The 24,537-nt window shown below is 53.7% G+C and carries 23 protein-coding genes and 3 tRNA genes; 7 read left to right on the top strand and 19 right to left on the bottom strand.

Features of this window, described 5'->3' with window-relative positions; translation table 11 throughout:
• Window positions 1-14: 14 nt before the first annotated feature.
• Window positions 15-899: an SDR family oxidoreductase gene (locus ACSIPU_RS03395; RefSeq protein WP_004113469.1), complete on the bottom strand. Its 885-nt coding sequence runs from the start codon at window positions 897-899 to the stop codon at window positions 15-17.
• A 371-nt stretch (window positions 900-1,270) separates the two neighbouring features.
• On the opposite strand from ACSIPU_RS03395, the gene ACSIPU_RS03390 reads away from it, so the two are divergent.
• Complete coding sequence (locus tag ACSIPU_RS03390) at window positions 1,271-1,663, top strand: YdeI family stress tolerance OB fold protein (protein ID WP_004102737.1); 393 nt, start codon at window positions 1,271-1,273, stop codon at window positions 1,661-1,663.
• A 21-nt stretch (window positions 1,664-1,684) separates the two neighbouring features.
• Entirely contained in the window at window positions 1,685-1,834 is a 150-nt protein-coding gene (locus tag ACSIPU_RS03385; RefSeq protein WP_004102735.1) for a hypothetical protein, read from the top strand.
• A gap of 36 nt (window positions 1,835-1,870) precedes the next feature.
• Here the strand turns inward: ACSIPU_RS03385 and ACSIPU_RS03380 are convergent, their stop codons facing one another.
• The 5 genes from ACSIPU_RS03380 to ACSIPU_RS03360 form a co-directional block, all read right to left on the bottom strand.
• Complete coding sequence (locus ACSIPU_RS03380; protein WP_196557519.1) at window positions 1,871-3,481, bottom strand: FAD-NAD(P)-binding protein; 1,611 nt, start codon at window positions 3,479-3,481, stop codon at window positions 1,871-1,873.
• Between the two features lie 183 nt (window positions 3,482-3,664).
• Complete coding sequence (locus tag ACSIPU_RS03375) at window positions 3,665-5,239, bottom strand: carbohydrate porin (protein WP_196557520.1); 1,575 nt, start codon at window positions 5,237-5,239, stop codon at window positions 3,665-3,667.
• Between the two features lie 116 nt (window positions 5,240-5,355).
• A complete protein-coding gene (locus tag ACSIPU_RS03370; RefSeq protein WP_142447511.1) occupies window positions 5,356-6,753 on the bottom strand; it encodes a PTS transporter subunit EIIC in 1,398 nt (465 codons plus the stop codon).
• A gap of 7 nt (window positions 6,754-6,760) precedes the next feature.
• Window positions 6,761-8,425, bottom strand: coding sequence for an alpha-glucosidase (locus tag ACSIPU_RS03365; protein WP_049121649.1), 1,665 nt, complete (start codon window positions 8,423-8,425; stop codon window positions 6,761-6,763).
• Between the two features lie 45 nt (window positions 8,426-8,470).
• Window positions 8,471-9,469, bottom strand: a complete 999-nt coding sequence (locus ACSIPU_RS03360; RefSeq protein WP_032728703.1) for a LacI family DNA-binding transcriptional regulator — start codon at window positions 9,467-9,469, stop codon at window positions 8,471-8,473.
• A gap of 343 nt (window positions 9,470-9,812) precedes the next feature.
• On the opposite strand from ACSIPU_RS03360, the gene ACSIPU_RS03355 reads away from it, so the two are divergent.
• From ACSIPU_RS03355 to ACSIPU_RS03340, 4 genes are read left to right on the top strand one after another with little or no spacing between them, the layout of a single operon-like run.
• On the top strand, window positions 9,813-10,316 hold the full coding sequence (locus ACSIPU_RS03355; protein ID WP_004102724.1) for a hypothetical protein: 504 nt from the start codon (window positions 9,813-9,815) through the stop codon (window positions 10,314-10,316).
• A gap of 9 nt (window positions 10,317-10,325) precedes the next feature.
• Window positions 10,326-10,772, top strand: a complete 447-nt coding sequence (locus ACSIPU_RS03350; protein WP_004102722.1) for a DUF421 domain-containing protein — start codon at window positions 10,326-10,328, stop codon at window positions 10,770-10,772.
• 12 nt (window positions 10,773-10,784) lie between these two features.
• Window positions 10,785-11,303, top strand: coding sequence for a 2-oxo-tetronate isomerase (locus tag ACSIPU_RS03345; protein WP_004102720.1), 519 nt, complete (start codon window positions 10,785-10,787; stop codon window positions 11,301-11,303).
• 21 nt (window positions 11,304-11,324) lie between these two features.
• Window positions 11,325-12,314, top strand: coding sequence for an SDR family oxidoreductase (locus ACSIPU_RS03340; RefSeq protein WP_196557521.1), 990 nt, complete (start codon window positions 11,325-11,327; stop codon window positions 12,312-12,314).
• Here ACSIPU_RS03340 and ACSIPU_RS03335 read toward each other — a convergent pair.
• From ACSIPU_RS03335 to mdtK, 11 genes are all read right to left on the bottom strand, one after another.
• Window positions 12,311-13,936, bottom strand: coding sequence for an alpha-amylase family protein (locus ACSIPU_RS03335; protein ID WP_004102717.1), 1,626 nt, complete (start codon window positions 13,934-13,936; stop codon window positions 12,311-12,313). The genes ACSIPU_RS03340 and ACSIPU_RS03335 overlap by 4 nt on opposite strands.
• Window positions 13,937-13,944: 8 nt before the next feature.
• Window positions 13,945-14,955: a cytochrome d ubiquinol oxidase subunit II gene (gene cydB / locus ACSIPU_RS03330; RefSeq protein ID WP_435321593.1), complete on the bottom strand. Its 1,011-nt coding sequence runs from the start codon at window positions 14,953-14,955 to the stop codon at window positions 13,945-13,947.
• Complete coding sequence (locus ACSIPU_RS03325) at window positions 14,955-16,358, bottom strand: cytochrome ubiquinol oxidase subunit I (RefSeq protein ID WP_032728363.1); 1,404 nt, start codon at window positions 16,356-16,358, stop codon at window positions 14,955-14,957. Before ACSIPU_RS03325 ends, cydB begins: the two co-directional genes overlap by 1 nt.
• A gap of 72 nt (window positions 16,359-16,430) precedes the next feature.
• Window positions 16,431-17,303 (bottom strand): manganese catalase family protein, encoded by an 873-nt coding sequence (locus ACSIPU_RS03320; RefSeq protein WP_004102714.1) that lies wholly within the window; start codon window positions 17,301-17,303, stop codon window positions 16,431-16,433.
• 19 nt (window positions 17,304-17,322) lie between these two features.
• The gene (locus ACSIPU_RS03315; RefSeq protein ID WP_004102713.1) at window positions 17,323-17,829 is read right to left on the bottom strand and encodes a ferritin-like domain-containing protein; all 507 of its coding nucleotides are present in this window, start codon (window positions 17,827-17,829) and stop codon (window positions 17,323-17,325) included.
• Between the two features lie 32 nt (window positions 17,830-17,861).
• On the bottom strand, window positions 17,862-18,359 hold the full coding sequence (locus ACSIPU_RS03310; RefSeq protein ID WP_004102712.1) for a YciE/YciF ferroxidase family protein: 498 nt from the start codon (window positions 18,357-18,359) through the stop codon (window positions 17,862-17,864).
• Window positions 18,360-18,449: 90 nt separating this feature from the next.
• Window positions 18,450-18,635 carry a general stress protein gene (locus ACSIPU_RS03305; RefSeq protein WP_004136767.1) on the bottom strand — a complete coding sequence of 62 codons (186 nt, stop codon included), beginning with the start codon at window positions 18,633-18,635 and terminating at the stop codon, window positions 18,450-18,452.
• 441 nt (window positions 18,636-19,076) lie between these two features.
• Window positions 19,077-19,153: transfer RNA gene (locus ACSIPU_RS03300), tRNA-Val, on the bottom strand.
• A 4-nt stretch (window positions 19,154-19,157) separates the two neighbouring features.
• A tRNA-Val gene (locus ACSIPU_RS03295) sits at window positions 19,158-19,234 on the bottom strand.
• Window positions 19,235-19,238: 4 nt separating this feature from the next.
• Window positions 19,239-19,315: transfer RNA gene (locus tag ACSIPU_RS03290), tRNA-Val, on the bottom strand.
• A 209-nt stretch (window positions 19,316-19,524) separates the two neighbouring features.
• Window positions 19,525-20,898 carry an MdtK family multidrug efflux MATE transporter gene (mdtK, locus tag ACSIPU_RS03285; protein WP_017145742.1) on the bottom strand — a complete coding sequence of 458 codons (1,374 nt, stop codon included), beginning with the start codon at window positions 20,896-20,898 and terminating at the stop codon, window positions 19,525-19,527.
• Between the two features lie 232 nt (window positions 20,899-21,130).
• Between mdtK and ACSIPU_RS03280 the strand changes: the two genes are divergently transcribed.
• Complete coding sequence (locus ACSIPU_RS03280; protein ID WP_004102708.1) at window positions 21,131-21,772, top strand: riboflavin synthase; 642 nt, start codon at window positions 21,131-21,133, stop codon at window positions 21,770-21,772.
• Between the two features lie 29 nt (window positions 21,773-21,801).
• Here ACSIPU_RS03280 and cfa read toward each other — a convergent pair whose 3' ends face one another.
• Complete coding sequence (cfa, locus tag ACSIPU_RS03275; RefSeq protein ID WP_004102706.1) at window positions 21,802-22,950, bottom strand: cyclopropane fatty acyl phospholipid synthase; 1,149 nt, start codon at window positions 22,948-22,950, stop codon at window positions 21,802-21,804.
• A gap of 300 nt (window positions 22,951-23,250) precedes the next feature.
• Window positions 23,251-24,435, bottom strand: a complete 1,185-nt coding sequence (punC, locus tag ACSIPU_RS03270; protein WP_004102704.1) for a purine nucleoside transporter PunC — start codon at window positions 24,433-24,435, stop codon at window positions 23,251-23,253.
• Window positions 24,436-24,537 lie beyond the last annotated feature (102 nt).

Raw genomic sequence — 24,537 nt, 5'->3', positions numbered from 1 at the left:
GCCGCCGCAACGGGTTACAGCACGCCGTCGCCGCCGTCGGAGCACCACACCTGGCCGGAGGTGAAGGAGCAGGCATCAGAGGCAAGGGTAACGTACAGCGGCGCGATCTCCACCGGTTGCCCTGGACGGCCCAGCGGCGTATCGGCGCCGAACTGACGCACTTTTTCATCCGGCTGGCCGCCGCTTGACTGCAGCACCGTCCAGTAAGGGCCGGGCGCGACCGCGTTCACCCGGATACCTTTCGGCCCCAGCTGTTTAGCCAGCGACTTCGTGAATGCCACCAGGCAGGCTTTGGTTTGCGCGTAGTCCAGCAGGATGGGGCTCGGCTTAAAGGCCTGCACGGATGAGGTGTTAATAATTACGCTGTGTTCTTTAAGATGACGCAGGGCGGCTTTGGTGATCCAGAAGGCCGCATAAACGTTGGTTTTAAAGGTGGCGTCAAAGTCGGCGGTGGTTAACTCTTCCAGCGACTCGCAATATTGCTGGCGTCCGGCGTTATTGACCAGAATATCCAGTCCGCCGAGTTGGCTGGCGGCCTGCTCGACCAGGGATTCACAGAAGGCTTCATCGCGCACATCGCCCGGAATCGCTACGGCTTTACGCCCTTCGGCCTCAATCAGGGCAATCACGGTTTCAGCATCGGACTCCTCTTCCGGCAGATAGTTGATCGCCACGTCGGCGCCCTCGCGGGCGAAGGCGATCGCTACCGCGCGCCCAATGCCGGAATCACCGCCGGTGATCAGCGCGCGCTTACCTGCCAGCCGACCGGAACCGACGTAGCTCAGTTCGCCGTGATCCGGCTGCGGCTTCATCTCTTCGGCAAGACCCGGCGGCGATTGCGGCTGGTCAACAAAGGGGGGACGGGGATACTTCGCGGTATTGTTAGCGTTCTCGCTCATACTGACCTCCTCGTGTTAAAAGATTAAGCGTAGTTGCCAGGTCAGCCTGTCGTGGATGATTGACGAATAATCGAACGGATTCGTTTTTATAATTTTTGCGCTTACGTTCATCTCTGAACGGTAATTTACTGATTGCCGGGAAACTTTTCGAAATGTGAGGCGGTAGAGGCGTTTAGTATTTTAGGATTATTCTATCGCAAGCCTGACGGTATATTTAGCGCATTTTATTGCGGCCTGGCGGTAATATTTTCTCCGCCTGTCGAGCCAGGAAATATATTTCTCAGACGATTCATTAGCCATTAGCTTGTGAAAATGAACATCAGCACCCAGACTTATTAAGACAAGATGAAAATACACCGGAGGTGTTGTTGATGAAAAAGTTACTGCCAGTTATTTTTTGTTCGTTGATGGCTCAGGGCGTTTTTGCCGCGGATGATGGCGGATTTAAAAAAGACGCTGCGCCGCCGCCGCCGCACAAGATTGATGATGGCTATCGTGGGACCGAGGACGGGCGAATCATGACCGTGCGCCAGGCCATGGAAATGCATGATGGGGCCACCATCTCATTACGCGGCAATCTTATCGAGCAGCAGGGTGATGACCGCTACAGCTTCCGCGATAAAACCGACACCATAGGGGTCATTATTCCCGCGGCTGTTTTTGATGGCCGGGAAGTGAAGCCCGATCAGATGATCAGCATCAACGGCAGTCTCGATAAGAAAATGACGCCGCCAGTGGTGCGGGTCGACCGGATCCAGAAATAACCTTGCAAACAGGAGGAATTGATGTCCGTACAGCATCCAGCCGACCCGGATAAACGCGGTCGTCATCCGTCGAAAGAGGATCCGCGCGAGCAGGGTGAAGTTCCGCGTAAAAGAGACGACAGCGAAGATCATAAAGAAGATCCCTGGCATCCCCAACCTGAAAAACGCTAAAAATAGCCGCCGTTAACGGGCGGCTAGTTCTCTTTCTTAAAGATCGAATGGCGCTAAACGTCTGCGTGAGCGACTTGCCGGCTGCGATATCGCCCTGGCTATTGCTGCGCCGATTTCCGCGCAGGCGGTAATCCCCTGAACGAAAGGCTGGTCGTGCATCAGCCAGGGGATTGCGGCGAAGGCGATACGCCCGCGCGCTACGGGCGGCTCTCTTAACGTATAATCGTCGCCAACCTCCGGGATCTCTTCGCCCGTCGCCATCAGTTGGTCCCTCAAATGTGGAAAGGGGAGATCTTTATTTTTCAGCGCTTTTTGCCCCCTCGCATCAATAAACACGTCAAACGTATAGCGATTTTGCCCGCTGGTAATCACCGTCTTCTCCTGCTGCACCGCCATATCATAATCATGCCCTAAGGCGAGAATGCCGATCGCGCCCGCTTCGCGCAGCGCCAGCAGTCGGCGGATAGACTCCGAAGGAATGGCGGCATAGCAGTCAATAAAGACCCGGGCAAGGCCGTTTTTGAATCGCTCCCGGTCGCGGTCATTAAGGTGGGGCACCATCGCCTGAACGGCTTCATGCAGCCGCAGAATAACGTAGCGCCAGGGGACCGTGTAGCGCGCGCGCTTGTTACGCTCAACTTCTTCAAGGTTATCCATCGCCCAGTGGAAAGGGTTATGCTGCTGGCGTTTAGCAAACCACGCTTCGCTGAAGCTATCGGCGTTAAGGCTGTGAAGGGCGATATTTTCGCTCCACAGGGGGTCGGCCAGGGCAATTTCCTGCGCCAGCAAAGCAAAGACCCGGTCAAGCAGGCCGTCGCTTCCCGCGGCGATGGCATTTTCCATCGCGCTGTCGGTGACGATTTCCAGCGGCTCCCAGGGAATAGGACAGTAAAAATCCGCTTCCGGAAGAATGCCGGAGCGCGACATCAGCACGATGTGCAGCGCCTGACTGGTTTCGTTAAGCCTGAAGGTGAGCGCCTCATCGTCGGAACCGATAAACTGACCGTGCTGGACGGCGACGGCCATTGCGGCATCAATTCCGCTTAGCGAGGTGCCCATAATTCCCACCCGGCAGGGCGGAATGGTGGCTTCCATCAGCCCAGACCACGGACTGGGAAACCAGGTGCGGGTTGACTCTTCTTCATCCGGCCAGACATGACCGGTGGCAAGCACCGCGAGGTCAAACACTTCGGCGACGGGCTGCTCCTCCACCCACAGCCTCACTCCTTCTTCGGTCGCCTGCAGGTCGCTGACCCGACAGGACTCATTGACCTGGACGTTAAATCCCAGTTCCCGGGCCTTTACGACCAGCGCAAGAAACTGGTCGCGAAAGTATTCGCCCAACAGGATGCGCGGCAAAAACTGGCGATCGTGCAATGTTTCATACTCTACGCCATAGCGCGCCAGGCGCGACGGGCTCTGGGCTTTTAGCCAGTCAAGATAGGTGCTTTGTACAGGAGGGATTTCAATACTGGCGATATTGGCCAGCATCATGCGCGAATTCTCTTCATCGTTATAGGGCATACCCACGCCCGCTTCCTCGGCCTGCTCGTAAATTGACACGTCCAGCGGCTCGCCCTGTTTAAGCAATGAGAACAGGGTATAAATCCCGGTAGGACCTGCGCCGATAATGGCAATTTTCTTCATAATGACTGACCCGCCGTTGTTGTTATCACATTTGTTATCGGTGGCCTTCCGCCAGTTGAAAAGCTCCACGATAGTTCATTTCCGGGTAACGGAAATCTGGCACAATAATTGTGGTTCAAAATGTGGAAGAGGGCCAATCGCTGGCGCGCCTCTCCCTTGTGATGAGCCGACGAGACGCGGTTTTCAGAACCAGGTTTCGAGCTGGGCGCCGAAGAACAGCGTACCAGCGCTATGGTATCCGGCGCTGCCGAAGGTGTCCGTTGAGGAGTAGTTATCCAGCGATTTATCCCAGCGCATCCAGGTGGCAAAAAAGCGGATTTCCGGACGCTCAAAGAAGTCCGTGACGTTTTGCAGCTTGAAGGTAGGAGCAAACGTCAGCTTGTAGTAGCTACCGCTGGCGGCGCTGTTGCCGTTAAAACCTTTCGGGGCGATATCCATATACTGATAGCTGGTTTCGTATTGCAGGGCGAAATTCTGATTAATTTGCTGAATGATTCTTGCGTTCAGGGTGACCCAGTCGTAATGGTCAGAATCGATATAGCGATTATTGCTGCTCTGGGCGACGATCAGCGGCGCGAAGCTCAGCCTGTCGGTGAGTGATGTGATACCGTAAGAGGCGAACTTCACGGTCCATGCCGGTTGAATCAAATAACCGTCGGAGCCCGGGCCGCGAACTTCAGCTCCCAGCGCGCGGCCATAAAGCAGCGCGGTTTTCGTACTGCCGGGGCGCAGGCCGTAGAAGCTGTCGCCGTGGTACGCCAGCATGGTGTTAAACCCTTGCGAGGCCGCTTTATCCGACGCCAGACCATCGTTTATGCGTTTGTCGTTGTCCTGCGAGTAGAGGCCGTTGAGCATCCACTGCCAGTTCGCCAGACGGTGATTAAGCGAGAAGGTATAGTTTTGAATATACGTGTTATCCGCGCCGGTCATGTTGTTATATTCAACGTTGTCCATCGTATCGATATCGTTGAAATTACGCCCATATACCGCGAGGTTGGTTTTGATATCTCCCCAGAAATTCACATCATAAATACCGGCGCCGGTACCGATTAAATTCATCATATCGGAATCAAGCCAGTGAATATCGAAGTTATCCCGATCTTCCCGCTTACCGGCCCACAGCGTCGCCTGTTTAAACGCGCCGCTAAACGCGGGCATATCGCTCATTTCGACAAAAGCCTGACGGACGTTCATCTGGCCGTTAAAGGAACTGTCGGTATTATAGGTTTTATCCCACTCGGCGATTTTCATGTAATAACGCAGCTGGCTATTGTTATCATATTTTCGCCGGTAGTTAATATCGGCGGTCACATAGGTATCCGACTCATTGCCAAGGCGACCGACGCTCCCCCCGGTGCTGCCTGCAGGCGTCAGGGAAGGCCCGACGGTACTGGTTGTGCCCTTGCTTGTTAATATGCCGCTGCGCGCGTAGCCGCCGAAGGTGATTTCCTGAAGCTTCGCCTGCGCGACGACATTCTGCGCCGGCTGGTTTTTTATTAACGCCAGATCCTGGTCGGTTCTGTGCTCAACGGCCTGCAGTCTTTCTTGCGCGCGCGCCTCGTTTTGTTCGGCGCTGGCCGCTCTTTTTTCCGCGCGATCTATTTTCCGCGTCGCATCCTGTAACTGGATGCGCGACTGCTTTAATTCGGCCTCAAGTCTTTCAAGCCGGGCATTAATTTCATTCAGGGTGGTATCCGCCGCAGCGGCGGATGCTGGCAAAGCCAGCGCACAGAGCGTAAGCATATAGGCTTTCATCATTTATACCTGTACAAGAGTGGCTGTGCTCTGGACGTGCGGGTGCAGAGCACAGATGACTGTGCTAATAAACGGGATAGTTATCCGCAGGCTAAATTAATATTCGGGTTGTATTATTTTCAGCTCTCTTTGCGGTTGTTAGCGGTTTTGACAAAAAGGAATGTAATAATAAAAGCAAAAATAAACACCGCGAGTCCCACGGTAATATAGGTGACAAACTGATAGCGATCGTAGAGATACATTAGCGGCGACAGCAGGACCGCCAGACCGTATGAGTTCGCTTTTATCGACAGCAGCGACAGAATCATGCCGCCCAGCGCCGAGCTGGTGAGCATCACCATTATCGCCCGAAGCCCGGATTGCATCACGATACCGAATAAAGCCGGTTCCGAGACGCCTAATAGCTGAGTAATGGTCGCGGAAATTCCGGCGGTTTTAAACGCGATATTTTTCGCCTTCAGTGAAATAGCCAGACATACGGCGGCGTTGGCAAAACCGTACATCGCGCAAACCGTAATGAGTGGATTAAACCCGGTGCCGGCAATCAGCGAGGTTTCAATCATAATAAACATGTGATGCATTCCGGTCATTACGGCAATGGGATAGATAAAGCCGATTAACAGGCCGCCAATACCCGCAGGCAGCGTCAAAAATTGCTGAATAGCCATCACGGCGTAGTGTTCAAACCCATGTACCAGCGGACCTAAAATCAGTAAAGCGATGGCCACAGCAATCAGAATGACGATAAACGGCGTGAAAATCAGGTCCATCGAGTTGGGCATCACCCGGCGGAAAAAGATTTCCAGTTTTGCGCCGATAATACCGGTGATGAGTGCGGTCAAAATTGACCCCTGATAGCCCACCAGCGGAATAACGCCAAACACATAAATCGGGCTGCTATTGCCGTACGCCACGTCATAGGCATTCGGCAGCGCCGGGGAAACCAGCATCAGGCCGATTAAAAAACCGATAATCGGCGTACCGCCAAACTTCTTAAAGGCTGACCAGCAGATAAACGCCGCCAGGAAGGCGAAAGCGGTATCGCAGAGTACCGTGGTCAGCGTTTGCAGGGCCGCCGGAACCTGATGGACGCTGCTGCCAAACCACGCCTGCACGGTATCATTAAAAATGACCCCTTTCAGACCGAGAAACAGACCGGTCGCCCCGAGAACCGGGACAATTGGCACAAAAACGTCCGATAAGTTGCGTATTCCCCGCTGTAATCGGCCCGAACTCTGCTTCGTCATTTCATCCTTACTGACTTCGGCAACCTGATATTCGTTAACAAACTCCTGATAAACCTTATTGACGATCCCGGTACCGAGGATTATCTGATACTGACCGGAATTGAAAAATACGCCTTTAACTTCGCTGATATTACGGACTTTATCATCATCGATTTTCTGCCGGTCTTTTACCTGCAAACGTAATCGGGTGGCGCAGTGGGTGGCGGAAGCAATGTTTTCCTTGCCGATGGTATTCACTATCTCAACGGCGATATTTTTATATTTGTTCATATTTAACTCATTCCTTAACGAGAATGGTTTGATAAGGTTTCAGGGTGGCGTCGGCGTCGGCATAATTATTGAGTACAATCTCTCCTGCCGGGAGCGTGTAAGGCAGATGCTGCGCGCTTAAGTTGGTGATAGAGATAAAACGTTCGTTGTGTGTTGCGCGCTGGTAGGCAACGATACGCTCGTCAACGTCCTCCACGGCGGCGAATGACCCATAAATCAGCGCTTGCGGATAGTGCTTATTCCGCAAGGCGATCATCTTCTGGTAAAACGCGAACACCGAATGCGCATCGTTTATCTGGCTTTGCGCATTGACGCTAAAGTCGGTTGAAGAAAACGCCAGCCAGGGCTGCGCACCCTGATTAAATCCGCCGTTGACGCTATTCGACCACGGGAAGGGCGTTCGCGAGTTGTCCCGGGAGCGCTGATTAATAAAGCCTAACGCCTGCTGTTCAGAGAAACCTTCCGCCAGGGAGCGGTGATAGTTATCCAGACTGGAAATATCGTCAAATTCCGCAATTGACTGCCGGCAGAAATTTTTCATCCCCAGCTCCTGGCCCTGGTAAATAAACGGCGTTCCGGCCATAAAGAAGTACATCGCGGCCAGCGCTTTGGCACCGATGTCATTTTGGTAATCCGCGTCGCGGATGAGTTTGGACAGCGCGCGGGGCTGGTCGTGGTTTTCAATAAACGTCGTCCCCCAGCCGGCCTGACAAAAAGCGCGCTGGCTGGCAAAAAGCGCTTCTTTGAATTCGCCCACGCGCCAGTTGCGCTGCTTAAACCACTCCGAGCCGTTCTCGACATCGATATCGGCAGCGTGAAAATCGAAGATCATATTGAAATAGCCGTCCGGGCCGATATAGCTGTCGTACTCCTGCAGAGGCACACCGGGCGCTTCGCCTACCGTTACGCAGCGATGGCGGTTGAAGGTGTGTTCTTTCAGCTCGTGCAGAAAACATTCAATTCCCGGACGGTTGCGCGATTTCGTTTTAATGGAGGCCAGACCATCGACGCCGTCGGCGGGCAGGGAGGCGTAATCCTGATCTTTTTTAATAAACGTAATTGCATCGATGCGAAAACCGGCGATGCCTTTATCCAGCCACCAGTTAATCATGGCGTAGATTTCCTGGCGCAGCTGCGGGTTTTCCCAGTTCAGGTCGGGCTGTTTTTTATGAAAAACGTGCAAATAGTAGCACTCTTCGCCAGCCACTTTTTCCCACGCGCTGCCGCCAAAAATCGAACGCCAGTTATTAGGCGCGGCACCAGCAACGGCGGGCTTAAAGATGTAGTAATCACGGTATTTTGAGGCAGGGTCCGCCAGCGCGGCCTGGAACCAGCGGTGTTCATCGCTGGTATGATTAACCACCAGATCCACCATGATCCCAATCCCCAGTTCGCCTGCCTGCTTAATCAGGTCGTCAATATCCTGCAGCTGACCTAAATCGGGGTTCACTGCATAGTAGTCGGCGATATCGTAGCCGTTGTCCGCACCCGGCGAGAGGTAGAACGGCGAGACCCAAATCATGGTGATGCCCAGCGTTTTCAGATACGGCAGTTTCGCGATTATCCCCTGGATATCGCCAATGCCATCGTTATTGCTGTCATAGAAGCTTTTTGGGTACACCTGATAAATGACCGCTTCCTTCCACCATGCCCCTTGTTGTGACTGATTCATCGTTTCTCCTGAGTATGAAATCGATACCATATTGAGTTAAAAAAATTACGCCGAGGCCCGGATGACCAGTTCCGATTTCAGGTCTTCCTCGTCATAGCGATAGTGCGTGTTGTTGATCAGGGCCAGCAGGCGTTCTACCGAGATGCGGCCCAGTTGCTCAATGGGTTGGCTAACGGTAGTGAGCGGAATATGCACCATCTCCGCCACCGGAAGGTTATCAAAGCCCATGACCGCCAGTTCGCCGGGAACGCTGATGCCGTTGGCCGAGAGCGCAGAAATTAAGCCGCAGGCGACTTCATCGCTGCCGGCGAAAATTGCATCGGGACGTTCGCTTTTGGCCATCTGTAGGATCTGCTCAGCCAGACGCTGTCCGTCGCGCCAGGTGTGTACGTGGCGGAAAACCAGCCGCTCGTCAATCGGCTGCTGCCCCTGCTGCATGGCGGCAATAAAGCCGCGGTTCCTTCTGCTACCGTGGCCCTTTTGCTGGAATGCGCCGCCGGTAGAGTAGGCGATTCTTCTATACCCTTTATGCAGCAGCCAACTGACGGCGCGATAGGTCGCCAGTTCATCGTCCATTCTGACCACGGGCAGAGTCGTGTTATCGATGCTGGTGTTGCACAGCAGGATCGGACCATATTTCTGATATTGCTCGATCACGTCCTTATCACTTTCGACAGCGCACAAGATAAGGCCGTCGATGATCTTTTTCTTCAGCAGATCGAGACAGTTCTCCTCTTCGCCCGCGCTATTGTGGTTCTGAACGATCAGCACTGAGTAGCCGTGTTTACGCGCGGTGACTTCGAGAGCGTCCACCAGGCTGGCGAAAAAGGGGTTAGTGATCCTCGAAATGAGTACGCCAATGCGGTGGGTTTTCACGCCGCGCATCTGCTGCGCGACGGTGCTTGGCTCGTAATCGAGCTCTTTCATCGCCGCGAGAATTTTTTCCTTTTTATCTTCAGCGATATAAGGATGATTGTTCAGGAAGCGGGAGACCGTCGTCACCGACAGACCTGCTTTTTCTGCTACGTCTTTTATGGTTGCCATGATGGTTATGAAATCGATATCACATGGGCATAAAATATTTTTGCTGACCGGCCGGGTCAACCGCCTTGTTATAAAACATGACCTGACTCACAATAAATTTTTCCTGCGCTATCCGCGTGCTACGGTTTGCGTATCCGTTGAAGGTGAGTTCGCGACGCGGACCGCCGGGTCGGCAAGACCGTTCGGGTCTGAGCGTGGGGAGGGGAGAAGCGGCGCAATGAATAATGCACGGTATTTTGTTTTGCTAATATTCCTGGTTTGCCGCGATGAACTTGACATATTAAACCTGATTGCTATTCCTTAAGCTGGCGCCGCGATGATAAGCGCAACGGTGAGGTGAAAAATGGTCAGTGAAAAAGAGAAGCTGCCCGGGATAAAAGAGAGTGAACTTTTTCTTAATTTTGAATGCGCTGCTCGTAAGATCGGGCTCGGGATATTATTATTAATCATCTTCGCAGCGCTGGCCGGGATTTTTTCCACCGGCTATTTGAGCCGTGCTGAAAAAACAAATGCCCAGCAAAATTTAACCGTGGTTTATGAGCGTTTTGGCCGTTTGCAAACTGAGTTCCGACTAAAAATTACTGCCCATTCGCGCGTCGCCAATAAATATGTTTTTAGCCTTGGCGGTGATTTTACTTCATCGCTCGAAACCAATACTATCTGGCCCCAGCCAGATAGCATGTACAGTAAGGACGATCGACTCTTTTTGGTTTATAATAATTTGAAAAGTATGGAAAATTTTTCCATATGGCTCTACGTTACGCCCACCGCTCCCGGCAAGCTGAACCACGCTTTACAGCTTAATAGCGAACCTGAAATTCGCTTCTGGCAATTTATTTATCCTTAGGAGAACGTGATGGAGATGGTGTTGCGGGCGCTGGCCATTTATTTAATTTTGCTGGTGGTTTTTAAAATCGCCGGACGCCGGGCGCTATTACAAATGACCAGCTTTGATCTGATTTTATTACTTATCATCAGCGAAGCGACACAACAGGCGCTGCTGGGGAACGACTTTTCGGTTACCGGCGCCATGCTGACGATTATCACGCTGGTGGTGGTGGATATGCTCTTTGGATTAATGAAAAAATATATGGCTGGCGCCGAGTCAGCGCTTGATGGCTGCCCGGTAATTTTAGTCGAAAACGGCGTTCCGTTAATTGATAAACTCAAAAAAGTGGATGTCTCCTGCGATGATATTCTTGTGGCCGCACGGCAGAATCAGGGTATTACGGAATTAAGTAAAATCAAATATGCCATACTGGAAAGGAACGGACATATTTCTATTATTCCTGCTGAAAGTTAAGAAGGTATCTTTATGGCGAATAATCCTTATAACCAGGCGAAAACCACCGGTGAGCTGACCAAACAAGTCGCCATCGCATTGACCGACCGTCGTTTACGCTTAACCACCGCTGAGTCGTGTACCGGGGGAAGCCTGGCGGCAGCGCTGTGCGCGGAGGAGGATACGGCTGCGTTTTACGATATTGGTTTAATCACCTTTAGCGACCGTGCGAAGCAAAAACTTCTCGGCGTTAAGGCTTCGACGCTGGAAAAGTATAGCGCCGTCAGTCGACAGGCCGTGGAAGAGATGTCGGCGGGCGCGCTGGAGTGTTCCGGAGCGGATATCAGCATCGCGATAAGCGGATACGCTGGGCCGGACGGCGGCGAGGACGGGACGCCTGCGGGAACCGTCTGGTTCGCATGGAATTTTCGCGGCGCAATCGACGCGCAGAAGGTGCTGTTTTCCGGCGGCTGCCAGGATGTCGTTGAGAAATCCGTACGCTACTCGCTGGCGATGCTGATGGAGAAACTGCCCGGCTGGCAGGGCGAATAACACTTTCATGGCGGAGGTTCTATGGCGGTCATGACGATCACCGGCGGTACTGCGGGCGTCGGCAAAGCAACGGCTGTTCGCTTTGCGCGGGCAGGCTATGACGTGGGGATTATCGCCCGCGATCGTCAAAGCCTTGAAGCGACGCAGCAGGCGCTGCGGCAGTTTGGCGTTCGGGTGCATGTCGTTCAGGCCGATGTCGCTGATGCGGATGCGATTAACACTGCCGCCTGCGAGATCGAAAAGCAATTAGGGGCTATCGAGGTGTGGGTCAATAACGCCATGTGCGCGGTGCTGGCGCCTTTCAGGACGATGACCCACGATGAATTTTCGCGGGTCACCGAAGTCACCTATCTTGGTTACGTCAACGGCACCCGCGCCGCGCTGGAGCTAATGACGCCCCGCGATCGCGGCATCATTATCCAGGTCGGTTCCGCGCTGGCCTATCGCTCCAAACCGCTACAGTCCGCCTACTGCGGGGCGAAGGCCGCGATTCGGGGCTTTACCGATGCGGTTCGCACGGAACTGATGCATGAAAAGAGCGGCGTGAGTATCTCAATGGTACAGATGCCTGGCCTGAATACGCCGCAGTTTGAGTGGGCGCGCAATAAGTTTGCCTGGGCGATGCGCCCGGTGCCCCCCGTCTATCAGCCGGAGGTGGCCGCAGAGGCTATATTCAACGTTGCACGCAGGCCCGTGCGTGAACTCTGGGTGGGGAGCAGCACAATCCAGTCTATCGTTGGGCAATTTCTCTTCCCCGGCTTCCTCGATCGACTGATGGTTAATAAAGCATGGGAAGGGCAAATGACCCGGCACAGGAATGTCGCTGACCGGCAGGATTATCTACAACAGCCGGTCAGCAGACTGCATAAAACCCACGGGCGTTTTTCCTCCGAGGCGAAGTATCGCGCCGCCGCCATCACCTCCGGCGTGCCGGGAAAAGCGCTGCTCGGCGGCGCGGCAGCGGCGGGATGGTTGTTGGCAAAATGGTTTATCTCGCGTAAAAAACGCTAACGCAGCGCGCTACTGTTGGTCCAGAACCATCGGTAGCCATAGGCGCCAATCTCCAGCTCAACGCGCTTACCCGCAACAAGGTCGTCAGCATAGGTTTTGTCGGCCAGGCAGGGCGTCCAGACGCCCTCGGCAATCTCTTTCGCGGTGAAGCGCACGCGCTTGTCGCTGAAATTAAGAAAGGTGATGACGCGGCGTTGGTCGGCATCGTAGCAAATCCCCAGAATCGCCTGCCGATCGATGCCGATAATGCGAAAAGGCGCAACGGCGATTTCCGGAAACTCGCACCGCGTATTGGCGATATCTATAATGCGATGCAGAAGGGAATGACGGTGCAGCAGCGAATCAGCGACGTTGACCTTCTGATAGCGAAACGGCCCCTTATCGATCAATGGAGCGACAAAAGTAGCAGGATCGGCTGCGGAGAAACCGCCGCCCGCTGAGCCGGCCCATTGCATCGGCGTGCGCACCGCGTAGCGCTCTTCCAGGGCCAGATTGTCACCCATCCCAATTTCATCCCCGTAGCGCATTATCGGTACGCCGGGGAGCGAAAAGAGTACGGCATGACAGAGCGCCAGCCGCCGCCGATCGCCGTTCAGCATGGGGGCCAGCCGACGGCGGATACCGCGCTGGTAAACGTTCATCTCCTTATCCGGGGCGAAGGCATCCATCACGGTTTGCTTTTTCTTGCGGCCTACCCCTTCAAGATCCAGTTCATCGTGATTACGTAGCCAGTTGGCGAAGCAGCAGGCGTCGGGCGGCACGATGGTTTTCGTGATGGCGTCGATCAGCGGACGGGCGTTCTTACTCGCGAGACTGACGTAAAAATTTTTGTTCAACCAGAAGTTAAGCACCATATTAAGTCGATTATTATCGCCAAAATAGTCGCGATACTCCGCCACCTCAACGTCGACTTCGCCGAGCAGTATGGCCTGCGGGTTGTGCCGTTCAATCAGGCGGCGTAGATGTTCGAGAAGCCACAGCCCGCGTTTCTCCTCGCCGCGTCCGGCCTGCTTAGTCAGATGCGAGGCCGCATCGAGGCGAAAGCCGGACACCCCCAGCTTTAGCCAAAAAATGACGATATTTTCGACCTCTTTGATGACCGCTGGCGAGGCCAGGTTGAGATCCGGTTCATGACGATAAAACATATGCCGATAATATTGCCCGGCCTCAGCATCCCAGGACCAGATGCTCTCTTCGACGCCGGGGAACATCGGCGGCGTATCATCATCATCGTTGTCTGACCACAGGTAATAGTCGCGAAACGGCGAGCGTCGACTGCGGCGCGCTTGTTGAAACCAGGGGTGCGCGTCAGAGGTATGTTGAATCAGCAATTCAATAATGACCTGCATCCCCAGTTCACGGGCCTGCTCGATAAAGGCAATGATATCCGCCAGTTGTCCAAAGCGCGGATCGACCTGCAGATGATCGCTGACATCGTAACCCTCATCCAGAAAAGGCGTCAGGTAGAAGGGCGTTATCCAGATCACCGTCGCGCCCATTCGGCGAATATAGCGCAGCTTCGCCGTCATTCCGGCGATATCGCCGCAGCCATCGCCGTTGAGATCGTAAAACAGGGCTGAATCAATCTGATAAATGATGGCTCGCGTATGCCAGTCCGCCATAGCGCACCTCAGTGATAGCCTTCAGTGCCGGAAACTTTGCCGCGGAATACGTAGTAGCTCCATGCGGTGTAAACCAAAATCACCGGAATGATAAGCAGGGTCCCTACCAGCATAAAGAGCTGGCTGGCGGGCGGCGCGGAGGCTTCCCACAGCGTAATATGCGGAGGGATGATGTTGGGCCAGAGACTGATACCCAGACCACTAAAGCCAAGAAAAATGAGCCCAAGCGTAAGCAGGAAAGGGCGGGCATGGCTACCAGGATGGGCGCTTAACCGCCAGATCCACAGGCTTAAGGCAATGACCAGTACAGGAACGGGTACAAACCAGTAGAAATTAGGCAGGGTAAACCAGCGCTCAGCCACGGAGGGCCAGCCCAGCGGCGTCCAGACGCTCACAACGGCGATGACCGCCATCAGCGCCAGAAGCGTGTGGCGAGTCAGCTCACGCATGCGCTGTTGTAGGGCGCCTTCGCTTTTCATAATCAGCCAGGTCGTACCAAGCAGCATATACGCGACGACCAGCCCTAAGCCGCAGAACAGGCTAAAGGGCGTCAGCCAGTCGAGCGCCGAGCCGGCAAACCTGCGGTCGGCGACCTCAAAACCGTTGATGACCGCGCCTACCACCATCCCCTGGCTAAAGGTCGCCAGCAGGGAGCCGCTGACAAAAGAGTAGTCCCAGAACTTTTGATGCGAGGGGGTGGCCTTGAAGCGGAACTCAAAGGCGACGCCGCGGAAGATCAGGCCAATGAGCATGGCGGTGAGCGGGATAGCCAGCGCATCGGTGATAACGGCGTAGGCCAGGGGAAAGGCGCCAAATAGCCCCGCGCCGCCCAGCACCAGCCATGTCTCATTGCCATCCCACATCGGGGCGACGCTATTCATCATCACGTCGCGTTCATGAGCATTCGGTACAAAGCCGAATAAAATTCCGATGCCAAGATCGAAGCCGTCCATAACGATATACATCAATGTGGCGAATACAATGATGACAAACCAGATGACGGGAATATCGATGCCCATTAGCGAGTCTCCTCTTCAGGCACGGCTTCTGCGGCAGAAAGGGGGCGAGCCGGCGTGCCGGACGTTGACGATGTCAATTCGCTGACGGGCTGCGGCCCTTTCTTAATAAGCCGGACAATGTAGTAATAACCGACGCCAAAGACCGAACAGTACACCACGATAAAGACCAGCAGGCTGACGACCATTTGCGCCGTGCTGTGCAGCGATACCGCATCCCGGGTCCGTAAAAAACCATAAATGACCCAGGGCTGACGTCCCGCTTCGGTCGTGATCCAGCCGGCCAACAGCGCCAGCAGTCCTGCCGGCCCCATCGCCAGGGCGCACCACTGGAAGGCGCGAGAGTGGAAAAGACGCTGCTGATAGCGAAGCCACAGGCTCCAGACGCCGAGGGCAATCATCAGCACGCCCATACCCACCATGATGCGGAACGACCAGAAAACGATGAGGGAGTTTGGCCGATTCTCTTTCGGAAAATCTTTCAGCGCTGGGACCTGCTTATCCAGGCTATGGGTCAGGATCAGGCTGCCAAGCGCCGGAATTTCCAGCCCGTATTTGGTACGCTCTTCCTCCATATCCGGTATGCCAAACAACAGCAGCGGGGTAGCCTCGCCGTGTTTATTCTCCCAGTGGCCTTCTATGGCGGCGATTTTTGCCGGCTGATGCTCAAGGGTATTGAGGCCGTGCATATCGCCAACGAAGGCCTGAATTGGCGCAACCAGCAGGGCCATCCACATCGCCATGGAGAACATTTTACGTATGGCAGGGGTATTGTTCCCGCGCAGAAGGTGCCAGGCGGCAGAGGCGCCCACGAACATCGCACTGCTGAGAAAAGCGGCGATCGCCATGTGTAACAGGCGATACGGGAAAGATGGGTTGAAAATAATCGCCAGCCAGTCCTGGGGAATGACGTGACCGTTTTCAATGGTAAAGCCCTGCGGCGTCTGCATCCAGCTATTGGAGGCGAGGATCCAGAAGGTGGACATTAGCGTGCCGAGCGCCACCATGCAGGTGGTGAAAAAATGCAGTCCTGGGGGGACTTTGTTCCAGCCAAAAAGCATGACGCCCAGGAAGCCCGCTTCGAGGAAAAACGCGGTGAGGACTTCATACAGCAGCAGGGGACCGGTAATACTCCCGGCAAACTGAGAGAAACCGCTCCAGTTGGTACCGAACTGATAGGCCATCACCAGGCCTGATACCACGCCCATGCCGAAATTAACGGCAAAAATCTTCAGCCAGAAATTATATAACGAGCGCCAGACGTCATCTTTTGTCCGCAGCCACATCCCCTCCAGCACCACCAGATAGCTGGCCAGTCCGATGGTAATCGCCGGAAACAGGATATGAAAAGAGACGGTAAATGCGAACTGTAGCCTTGCCAGATTAAACGCATCGAGTTCAAACATGTTCTGAACCCCATCACATAACAACCCCCCGAACCAGGCAGGGGGAAGTGATTAACAACCGATCGTTGCTGATTACGGCTTTTTCTTACCCGCGCCAAGTTCTGCGCCGGTGAGAGGATCGCCTTCCGGGTCGGATTGGGTGCGTTTCGCCATGGTTTTCACCAGGGCCTTTTGTTCGGCCGTTAGCTTAACGCTGGCACCGCCATCTCCGCCATCTACTGCAGGCTGCGGATTCGCAATATACTCGAAGTGCAGATCGCTATTCCAGCTGCCGCGAATGTCATCGCCCTCTGACATATTGTAGTAGGTGCTGGCGTAGTCAGTGATTGGCGGTAGTTTGCCCGGCGGATAGTTGTTTCTGATGGATTGAAGCGCCTTCTCAAAAGAGAGCTGATGGGCGGCTTCTCGGGTCATCAGAAAGGCCAGCGCATCCTTCACGCCGGGGTCATCGGTGACGTTTATCAGGCGCTCATAGATGATTTTAGCGCGCGCCTCGGCGGCCACGTTGGAGCGTAAATCCGCGGTGGGTTCACCAATGGTGTCAATGTATGCTGCGGTCCAGGGCACGCCGGCGGAATTGGTCAGCGGCGTGCCTCCGCCATATAACAAAGAGGTAATATGGCTGTCGTTGCCGTTAGCGGTAAGCGAGCGGTACAGATCGGCTTCGTTTTCCGTACCTTCCGCCAGGGCGCCTTTCGCCCCTTTATTGAGCATACCTACCAGCGAGCCGATAATTTCAAGGTGGCTCAGCTCTTCGGTAGCAATGTCCATCAGCATATCCTTGCGACCCGGATCGTCATCGCTCAGGCCCTGTGTGAAATATCGGCATGCGGCGGCGAGTTCGCCCTGAGGGCCGCCGAATTGCTCCAGAAGGAGATTAGCCAGCCCCGGATTAGGTTCCGCGACCCTGACGGTATACTGAAGTTGCTTAACGTGTCGGAACATAGGCTCTTATCCTTATTGCTTATTTTTTAGCTTCAACGCCTTTTGCGTCAGAGCGCAGAAGGAACTCTTCCGTTGTTTGCGGGATATGTTTCAGCAGCCAGTCGGCCATGGCCCGCTCTTCCGCCAGAATGGATTCGATGGCGGGAATAGACGCGGTGTCACCGGCTCTTTTCGCAGCGGCAAGCAGAGAGGTATAACACGCGATTTCAAACTGTTCGAAAACATAGCCGCTAATTGAACCCTTAACGATTTCATCGGAAGGGAACATGCCGCCAATAGATTGACCTAACGCAGCCATTTTACTCATTGAATCTTTCAGCACCGACCGCGATATATCATTACGATCCAGAATCTCTTCCAGAACCGTAATTTGGCGCTTGGTTTCGGTGACGTGCTGTTCAATTCTGCTGCGCAAATCGGGGTAGTTATCGATACGGCCAGCCATCGACTCCAGCATGGATTCTGCTTGTTTTTCCATTGCATGCGCATCGCGTAGCCAGTCGTGATAGTGTTCAACGTGATTCATAATGAACTCCTTAATATCAGGTTATTTTCTGGCTATTTATTTTGTGCTTCTTTATTAATATTGCCGACCGCCAGGTCAGTTAATTTCAGATCGGTTGACTTCTCTTCTTCTAACGTTTCTGTTAAAAGCTTAACCGCTTTTTTATAACCCAGCTGTTGGGCTAAAGTGGCGAGAGTGCCGTAGCTGGCAATTTCATAATGTTCAACTTTTTGCGCAGCGGCAATTAACGCGGCATCGCGCACTTCATTTTTCTCAGTACTCTCAATAACCTCGTTAGCTTCTTCTATAAGCCCCTCCATCGCCACGCATTTCATGCGCTTAATTTTGATATTGGCTTCTTGTTCGACAATTTGATCGATACGTTCAATTTGCCCCTGGGTCTCCTCGAGATGCGCTTTGAATGCGGCGCTAAGCTGCTCGCTTGACGCCGCCCGGGCTAGTTTAGCCAGGCCGCGGGTTAATTGTTTTTCCGCGCTATAAGTATCCGATAACAGATGAATAAAAACGTCTTCTATGCTCTTCATATTCATTGGGAATATCCTTAATGCTAGAGAATAACTGCGAGTCCGCAGACCCGCAGGATACTCTTATTAATTACAAGAGAATGAATCGATTAATAATCAGGAGTTGTCAGATTTGCGTCCGCCACCATGACTATTTTGACCGCCTTTTTTACCGGCCTCAGATGCACGTTGCGGATCGTTTTTAAAATTACCACCGCTGTGCTGACCGCCTTTACGTCCAGCTTCAGATGCTTTATCACGGTCTTCAGCGAAATTACCGGAACCACCACGATGTTCTGCCATATTTTCATACCTCTGTGAGTTTATGTCAGGTAGATACGATTTAATTACGTATCCGTTGTCGTTCAGCAATTAAATTTAGTCGGTATTTTTGAACAGTCAAACCGGTTTGCGGTGATATTTTTTGAAATAATCTGAATTATGCCGTGGCTACCGTTCCGCTTGTTTAAAGTGGCTGCGAGCATAACAGGCTAGGAACTAACGAAAACATTTATATTACTGCAGGATATATTTATGACCGCTGCGTTAATACGGGGGGAAACGGGCGACGCAGGGCTTTACGTCTCTTTACATAAGCGCTAAAAATAAGTTGTCGGAATCGTGAAAGATATTAAGAACACAACCGGGAAAAATCAGAAAATAGCGTTTTGCCAATGCTGAAGGTCATTTTAGGATAATTCAATGCGGGAGAGAAATAAGGCACCAGATCACGAGGCTGTGAAATGGTGCGTCCGAGTGGACTCGAACCACCGACCCCCACCATGTCAAGGTGGTGCTCTAACCAACTGAGCTACGGACGCATTATGGTGCGTTTAATTGGACTCGAACCAACGACCCCCACCATGTCAAGGTGGTGCTCTAACCAACTGAGCTATAAACGCATTATGGTGCGTTCAATTGGACTCGAACCAACGACCCCCACCATGTCAAGGTGGTGCTCTAACCAACTGAGCTATGAACGCATTGTTGCAGTGGCAACGGGGACGCATATTAGCGGCAGGGAGGGGTTGTGGCAAGAGGCAAACGTCACTTTTCTTCCAGATTTCTCGCGATCGCAGAAGTTTTATCCATATTGGTTATATTTTACTGATGCGAAAGAGGATTTGCTCATCAAGAGACGAAAACGGCGCTGAATCAGCGCCGTCAGGTATCGATAAATTGCCGCCAGAGATTAGCGCGCGGCGCGCTGCAATATGACGCTGGAAGGCTGACGCTGCAGGAAACGCATGCGCAGCATCATCATTACGGCAGCGGAGGTGAGGCCAATGATAAATCCGCACCAGAAGCCAGCGGGACCCATGCGCGGCACCACGATATCGGTCAGAGCCAGCAGATAGCCGCTCGGCAGCCCCAGAACCCAGTAGGCGGTAAAGGTAATAAAGAAGATGGAACGCGTATCTTTATAACCGCGCAGGATGCCGCTGCCGATCACCTGTATGGAGTCAGAGATCTGGTAGATCGCCGCGAGCAGCATCAGCTGGGACGCCAGCGCGACAACCTCAGGATTATCGTTATACAACAGGGCGATTTGCTCACGCATCAGAATGGTGAAAACCGCCGTAATCACGGCCATACACACTCCAACCCCGACGCCGGTTCTGGCCGACGTTTGCGCCTCCAGCGTCGAGCCTTGCCCGAGACGGAAACCGACGCGAATGGTCACCGCCGCCGCCAGGGAGAGCGGTAATACGAACATCAGCGAGCTGAAGTTTAGGGCAATCTGGTGCCCGGCCACGTCGACAATGCCCAGCGGTGAGACCAGCAGCGCAACTACGGCAAACAGGGTCACTTCGAAAAACAGCGCCAGCGCAATCGGCAGGCCCAGCTGCACCAGACGCTGGATAACGACGAAATCCGGTTTGCTGAAGCGCTCAGCGTTATGAATATCGCGCATCGAACGCGCGCGGCGAACCCAGGAGAGCATGCAGAAAAACATCACCCAGTACACCGAAGCCGTCGCCACGCCGCAGCCGATCCCGCCGAGCTCAGGCATGCCAAAGTGACCGTAGATAAAGATGTAGTTCACCGGAATGTTGACCAGCAGACCGATAAACCCCATTACCATGCCCGGCTTGGTTTTTGCCAGGCCTTCACACTGGTTACGCGCTACCTGGAAGAACAGATAGCCGGGCGCGCCCCACAGCAGCGCCCGCAGGTAGCCGACCGCCTTCTCCGCCATCGCCGGGTCGATGTTATGCATGGAGCTGATGATGTAGCCAGCGTTCCACAGTACCACCATGACCAGGATCGAGACGAAGCCCGCCAGCCAGAACCCCTGGCGTACCTGGTGGGCGATGCGGTCGCGACGGCCGGAACCATTCAGTTGAGCAATAACGGGCGTCAGGGCCAGCAGCAGGCCGTGGCCGAAGAGGATTGCCGGCAGCCAGATGGAGGTACCGATGGCGACGGCCGCCATATCGGTGGCGCTATAGCCGCCCGCCATCACGGTATCGACGAAGCCCATGGCGGTTTGGGCGACCTGGGCGAGTATAACGGGTATAGCCAGTGCTAATAACTGACGCGCTTCAATAAAATACTTCTGCACGTAAACACCTTTATATTGTTGTTATTGGAGGACTAAAAAAGCCGCCATCAGGGGCAGCAAGAAGAAAAAGCAGAGGGATTTGCCAGACTATTGTAGCGAGGATTAGCCATTTAGCCAGTGAAAAAATCGCACAACACGTTGTGCGCTGGCAACCTGTTTTGCCACCTGTTATTGTTCGTGTCATAGCCTAAAACGGTCTTGATACCGTTACGAATTCATACAGGAGCAAAATATGTTTACCGGTATTGTGCAGGGGACCGCCAGAGTGGTGGCCATTGATGAAAAACCCAACTTTCGCACCCACGTCGTGGAGCTGCCTGAGCATATGCTTGCGGGGCTCGAAACTGGGGCTTCGGTAGCTCATAACGGCTGCTGTTTAACCGTCACCGATATCGATGGCGCGCGAGTGAGTTTTGACCTGATGAAAGAGACCTTGCGCATCACCAATCTGGGCGCGCTGCGCGAGGGCGACAGCGTTAACGTCGAACGAGCGGCAAAATTCAGCGATGAAATTGGCGGCCACCTGATGTCAGGCCATATTATGACCACCGCGGAAGTGGTTAAAATTCTGACGTCGGAAAATAATCGCCAAATCTGGTTTAAGGTTCAGGACCCGACGCTGATGAAATATATCCTTTATAAAGGCTATATCGGCGTCGATGGTATTAGCCTCACGGTAGGGGAAGTGACGCCCACCCGGTTTTGCGTGCATTTGATCCCGGAAACGCTGCAGCGCACCACCCTTGGCGTGAAAAAGCTGGGGGACCGGGTAAATATTGAGATCGATCCGCAGACTCAGGCCGTTATCGATACCGTTGAGCGCGTTCTGGCGGCAAAAGAAGCAGCAGTGGCCCTGAAAAACGCGGCCGAATAATAAATTCCCCCGCCGAAGCGGGGGAATTTTTAGCGGGCTACGCGCAGGCCGTGTTCGGCACCGCGAGAAAAAACCACCTGCCAGAGCTGAATATCGCGCGCGCGGAAAGCGCCGGCGCAGGCATTCAGGTAATAGCTAAACATGCGTTTGAAGCGCTCCGAATAATTGTCGGCAATTTCCGGCCAGCTATTCAGAAAGCGCTCATACCAGGCCATTAGCGTGGTGTCGTAGTCGGCACCGAAATTATGCCAGTCTTCCATAACAAAATGCGGCTCGCTGGCTTCGGCAATCTGGCGTACTGAGGGCAAACAGCCGTTAGGGAAGATATATTTATCGATCCACGGGTCGACGTTATGGTCGGTTTTTTTCGAGCCGATAGTATGCAGCAGGAAGCGGCCTTCGGGTTTCAAATTCCGGTCGACCACGTCGAAGTAGGTGGCGTAATTTTTCGGCCCGACATGTTCAAACATGCCGACTGAGACGATACGGTCAAAGCTCTCTTGCAGGTCGCGGTAATCCTGCAGCAGGATAGTAACGTCAAGACCTGCGCAGCGCTGCTGGGCCATTTTTTGCTGCTCAGCTGAAATCGTGACGCCGACAACGCTGACCTGGTAATTTTTGGCCATATAGTAGGCCAGTCCACCCCAGCCGCAGCCGATATCCAGCACCCGCATCCCCGGCTCAAGCTGAAGTTTACGGCAGATGAGATCTAATTTTGCCTGCTGTGCGTCTTCCAGATTATGCGCATCCTTCCAGTAAGCGCAGGAATACTGCATATAGGGATCGAGCATGCGGCTGAACAGATCGTTGCCTAAATCGTAATGCTCTTTCCCGACAATCCAGGACCGTTTTTTACTTTGCAGATTGAATAAGCGTGCAGTGGCGATACGCAGGGTATCTTTGAAATGATGGGGAAGCTGATTTTCCAGACCGGCGCGTAATACTTTATGGAAAAATATATCCAGCCGCTCGCAATCCCACCAGCCGTCCATATAGCTCTCGCCTAAACCCAGCGACCCTTCCTGCAAAACGCGTTTAAAAAAATGAGGGTTTTTAATCCGCAAATCGGAGGGCGCAGGACCATTAATTTCAATGCCCGCACGGCTTAATAATTCAGCTGCGATTCGGTACCAGTCATCATTTGGTACACTTACTTCTTCTATACACGATGAACTCATAGCTTCTCCATCACGCCCAAGTGATCAGAACCTTAAAACAGCGTAGACGCTTTTTTGGCTTTGTGAGAAATCTCACGGATAATCCGTAAGGCTGCTATCCGACGTAGAACAGAGGAAGGGAGATAACCCTTGCCGAAAGGCCTTCCATGGTAAAACGGGATGCATCCTGCTCCCGTTAAAAATCAACTAATCTTTCTATTTATGTGATGCCGGATCCAGTATAGGCCGCTAAAAACAGGCTTTCAACAAAAATATCTTAGCAAGCTAACTACTGGATCTGGCAACTATCAGCAGAATACCTTAAGCATGTGACGATTCTGTTTCCAGATGCGCGGCCTTATGCTGCATGCGGTAGCCGATTCCGGCCAGCACGATGGAGACCAGCATCACGCTGGTGGTCGTTAGCAGCGGAGTGGCGATCAGCGTGGAGACCAGCAGGCTGGTCAAAAAACAGAGGCCAAGCTGCAGGGTGTTTTGCAACGCCGCGGCGCGGCCTGTCGCCTCAGGGAAGGGCTTCAATGCCTGGGCGACGACGATAGGATAGATACCGCCATTCACCACTGCCATGGCGCAGAACGGAATCATTAATCCCACCAGGGTTGCATTTTCCCGCAGGCCAACCAGCCAGGTGGCGGCCACGCTGACGGCGAAGATCGCCAGCAGCCACGGCAGAATTTGCTGGCCCTGCCATTTTTGCAGCGCCGCCCGGCAGCCGTAGCCACCTACCAGAAACGCGATGGTTTGCGGAACATAGCTCAGGCCGATAACGGTCGGGCCGTAGCCCATCTCGTGAAGGATAAACGGCGACCCCGTCAGCCAGGCAAAGAAGCTGGCGGAACAGGCGGCATAGATCAGCACGTTGCCGCTATATTCCCGCGAACGCAGCAGGGCGAGGAACGTAAGCTTCTGCTGGGCGCTGACGATCCTTTTTTTCGCCGCCTTCAGGCGCAGGGCTGGCAGCATTAACAGCAGGGTAATGGCGAACAGAACGGCAAAAATAGCCTGCCATTCAAAATGAACCAGTAACCAGCTGCCGAGCAGCGGCGCCAGCGCAGGCGATAATCCCACCAGGGGCATAATGGCGGCGAAAATGCGGTTGGTTTTTTGAGCAGGATAATAATCGGTCACCATAGCCTGCCAGGTCACCGCGGCGGCGCAAACCCCCAGAGCCTGGATAAAACGCAGCGCCAGCATCAGCGTAGCATCGCGGACCCAAAGCATGCCCAGACAGCCGATGGCAAAGATGGCCAGTCCGCTCAACAGCACCGGTTTACGGCCGTAACGATCGGAGATGGGCCCCCAGAAAAGCTGGCCCAGCGCAAAGCCCGCGAGAAACAGACTCAGGCTGGCGCTGATCGACGCCGCTGAGGTATGCAGATCTTGCTGCATGGCCGCAAAAGCCGGCAGGTACATATCGGTGGCCAGAAAGCCCAGAACGCTGAGTCCGGCCAGCCAGACTAAAAATCCTTTCCCAGGTTGTTGCATATCATTCTCTTTTTAGTGATGCAGGTACGATGGCGCAGAGTGTAGGGAGTGCATTCAGGCTTGTGAAACGCTAATATTTGTCAGGTGAATTCAAAAATTTTG

The organism is Klebsiella sp. HN106 (genome assembly GCF_051209435.1).
GTDB lineage: Bacteria > Pseudomonadota > Gammaproteobacteria > Enterobacterales > Enterobacteriaceae > Klebsiella > Klebsiella oxytoca.
Note: the sequence above shows the minus strand (reverse complement) of the source record. Positions and strands in the feature narration are given on the sequence as shown.

Excerpts from the sequence above, each read along its gene's own strand:
- ACSIPU_RS03325 (WP_032728363.1), bottom strand. The coding sequence starts at position 16,358 with ATGTTTGAACTCGATGCGTTTAATCTGGCAAGGCTACAGTTCGCATTT.
- ACSIPU_RS03340 (WP_196557521.1), top strand. The coding sequence starts at position 11,325 with ATGGCGGTCATGACGATCACCGGCGGTACTGCGGGCGTCGGCAAAGCA.
- ACSIPU_RS03280 (WP_004102708.1), top strand. The coding sequence starts at position 21,131 with ATGTTTACCGGTATTGTGCAGGGGACCGCCAGAGTGGTGGCCATTGAT.
- ACSIPU_RS03375 (WP_196557520.1), bottom strand. The coding sequence starts at position 5,239 with ATGATGAAAGCCTATATGCTTACGCTCTGTGCGCTGGCTTTGCCAGCA.
- cydB (WP_435321593.1), bottom strand. The coding sequence starts at position 14,955 with ATGGGCATCGATATTCCCGTCATCTGGTTTGTCATCATTGTATTCGCC.
- ACSIPU_RS03320 (WP_004102714.1), bottom strand. The coding sequence starts at position 17,303 with ATGTTCCGACACGTTAAGCAACTTCAGTATACCGTCAGGGTCGCGGAA.
- ACSIPU_RS03370 (WP_142447511.1), bottom strand. The coding sequence starts at position 6,753 with ATGAACAAATATAAAAATATCGCCGTTGAGATAGTGAATACCATCGGC.
- ACSIPU_RS03315 (WP_004102713.1), bottom strand. The coding sequence starts at position 17,829 with ATGAATCACGTTGAACACTATCACGACTGGCTACGCGATGCGCATGCA.
- ACSIPU_RS03390 (WP_004102737.1), top strand. The coding sequence starts at position 1,271 with ATGAAAAAGTTACTGCCAGTTATTTTTTGTTCGTTGATGGCTCAGGGC.
- ACSIPU_RS03305 (WP_004136767.1), bottom strand. The coding sequence starts at position 18,635 with ATGGCAGAACATCGTGGTGGTTCCGGTAATTTCGCTGAAGACCGTGAT.
- ACSIPU_RS03385 (WP_004102735.1), top strand. The coding sequence starts at position 1,685 with ATGTCCGTACAGCATCCAGCCGACCCGGATAAACGCGGTCGTCATCCG.
- punC (WP_004102704.1), bottom strand. The coding sequence starts at position 24,435 with ATGCAACAACCTGGGAAAGGATTTTTAGTCTGGCTGGCCGGACTCAGC.
- ACSIPU_RS03355 (WP_004102724.1), top strand. The coding sequence starts at position 9,813 with ATGGTCAGTGAAAAAGAGAAGCTGCCCGGGATAAAAGAGAGTGAACTT.
- ACSIPU_RS03335 (WP_004102717.1), bottom strand. The coding sequence starts at position 13,936 with ATGGCGGACTGGCATACGCGAGCCATCATTTATCAGATTGATTCAGCC.
- ACSIPU_RS03350 (WP_004102722.1), top strand. The coding sequence starts at position 10,326 with ATGGAGATGGTGTTGCGGGCGCTGGCCATTTATTTAATTTTGCTGGTG.
- cfa (WP_004102706.1), bottom strand. The coding sequence starts at position 22,950 with ATGAGTTCATCGTGTATAGAAGAAGTAAGTGTACCAAATGATGACTGG.
- ACSIPU_RS03360 (WP_032728703.1), bottom strand. The coding sequence starts at position 9,469 with ATGGCAACCATAAAAGACGTAGCAGAAAAAGCAGGTCTGTCGGTGACG.
- ACSIPU_RS03345 (WP_004102720.1), top strand. The coding sequence starts at position 10,785 with ATGGCGAATAATCCTTATAACCAGGCGAAAACCACCGGTGAGCTGACC.
- ACSIPU_RS03365 (WP_049121649.1), bottom strand. The coding sequence starts at position 8,425 with ATGAATCAGTCACAACAAGGGGCATGGTGGAAGGAAGCGGTCATTTAT.
- ACSIPU_RS03395 (WP_004113469.1), bottom strand. The coding sequence starts at position 899 with ATGAGCGAGAACGCTAACAATACCGCGAAGTATCCCCGTCCCCCCTTT.
- ACSIPU_RS03310 (WP_004102712.1), bottom strand. The coding sequence starts at position 18,359 with ATGAATATGAAGAGCATAGAAGACGTTTTTATTCATCTGTTATCGGAT.
- ACSIPU_RS03380 (WP_196557519.1), bottom strand. The coding sequence starts at position 3,481 with ATGAAGAAAATTGCCATTATCGGCGCAGGTCCTACCGGGATTTATACC.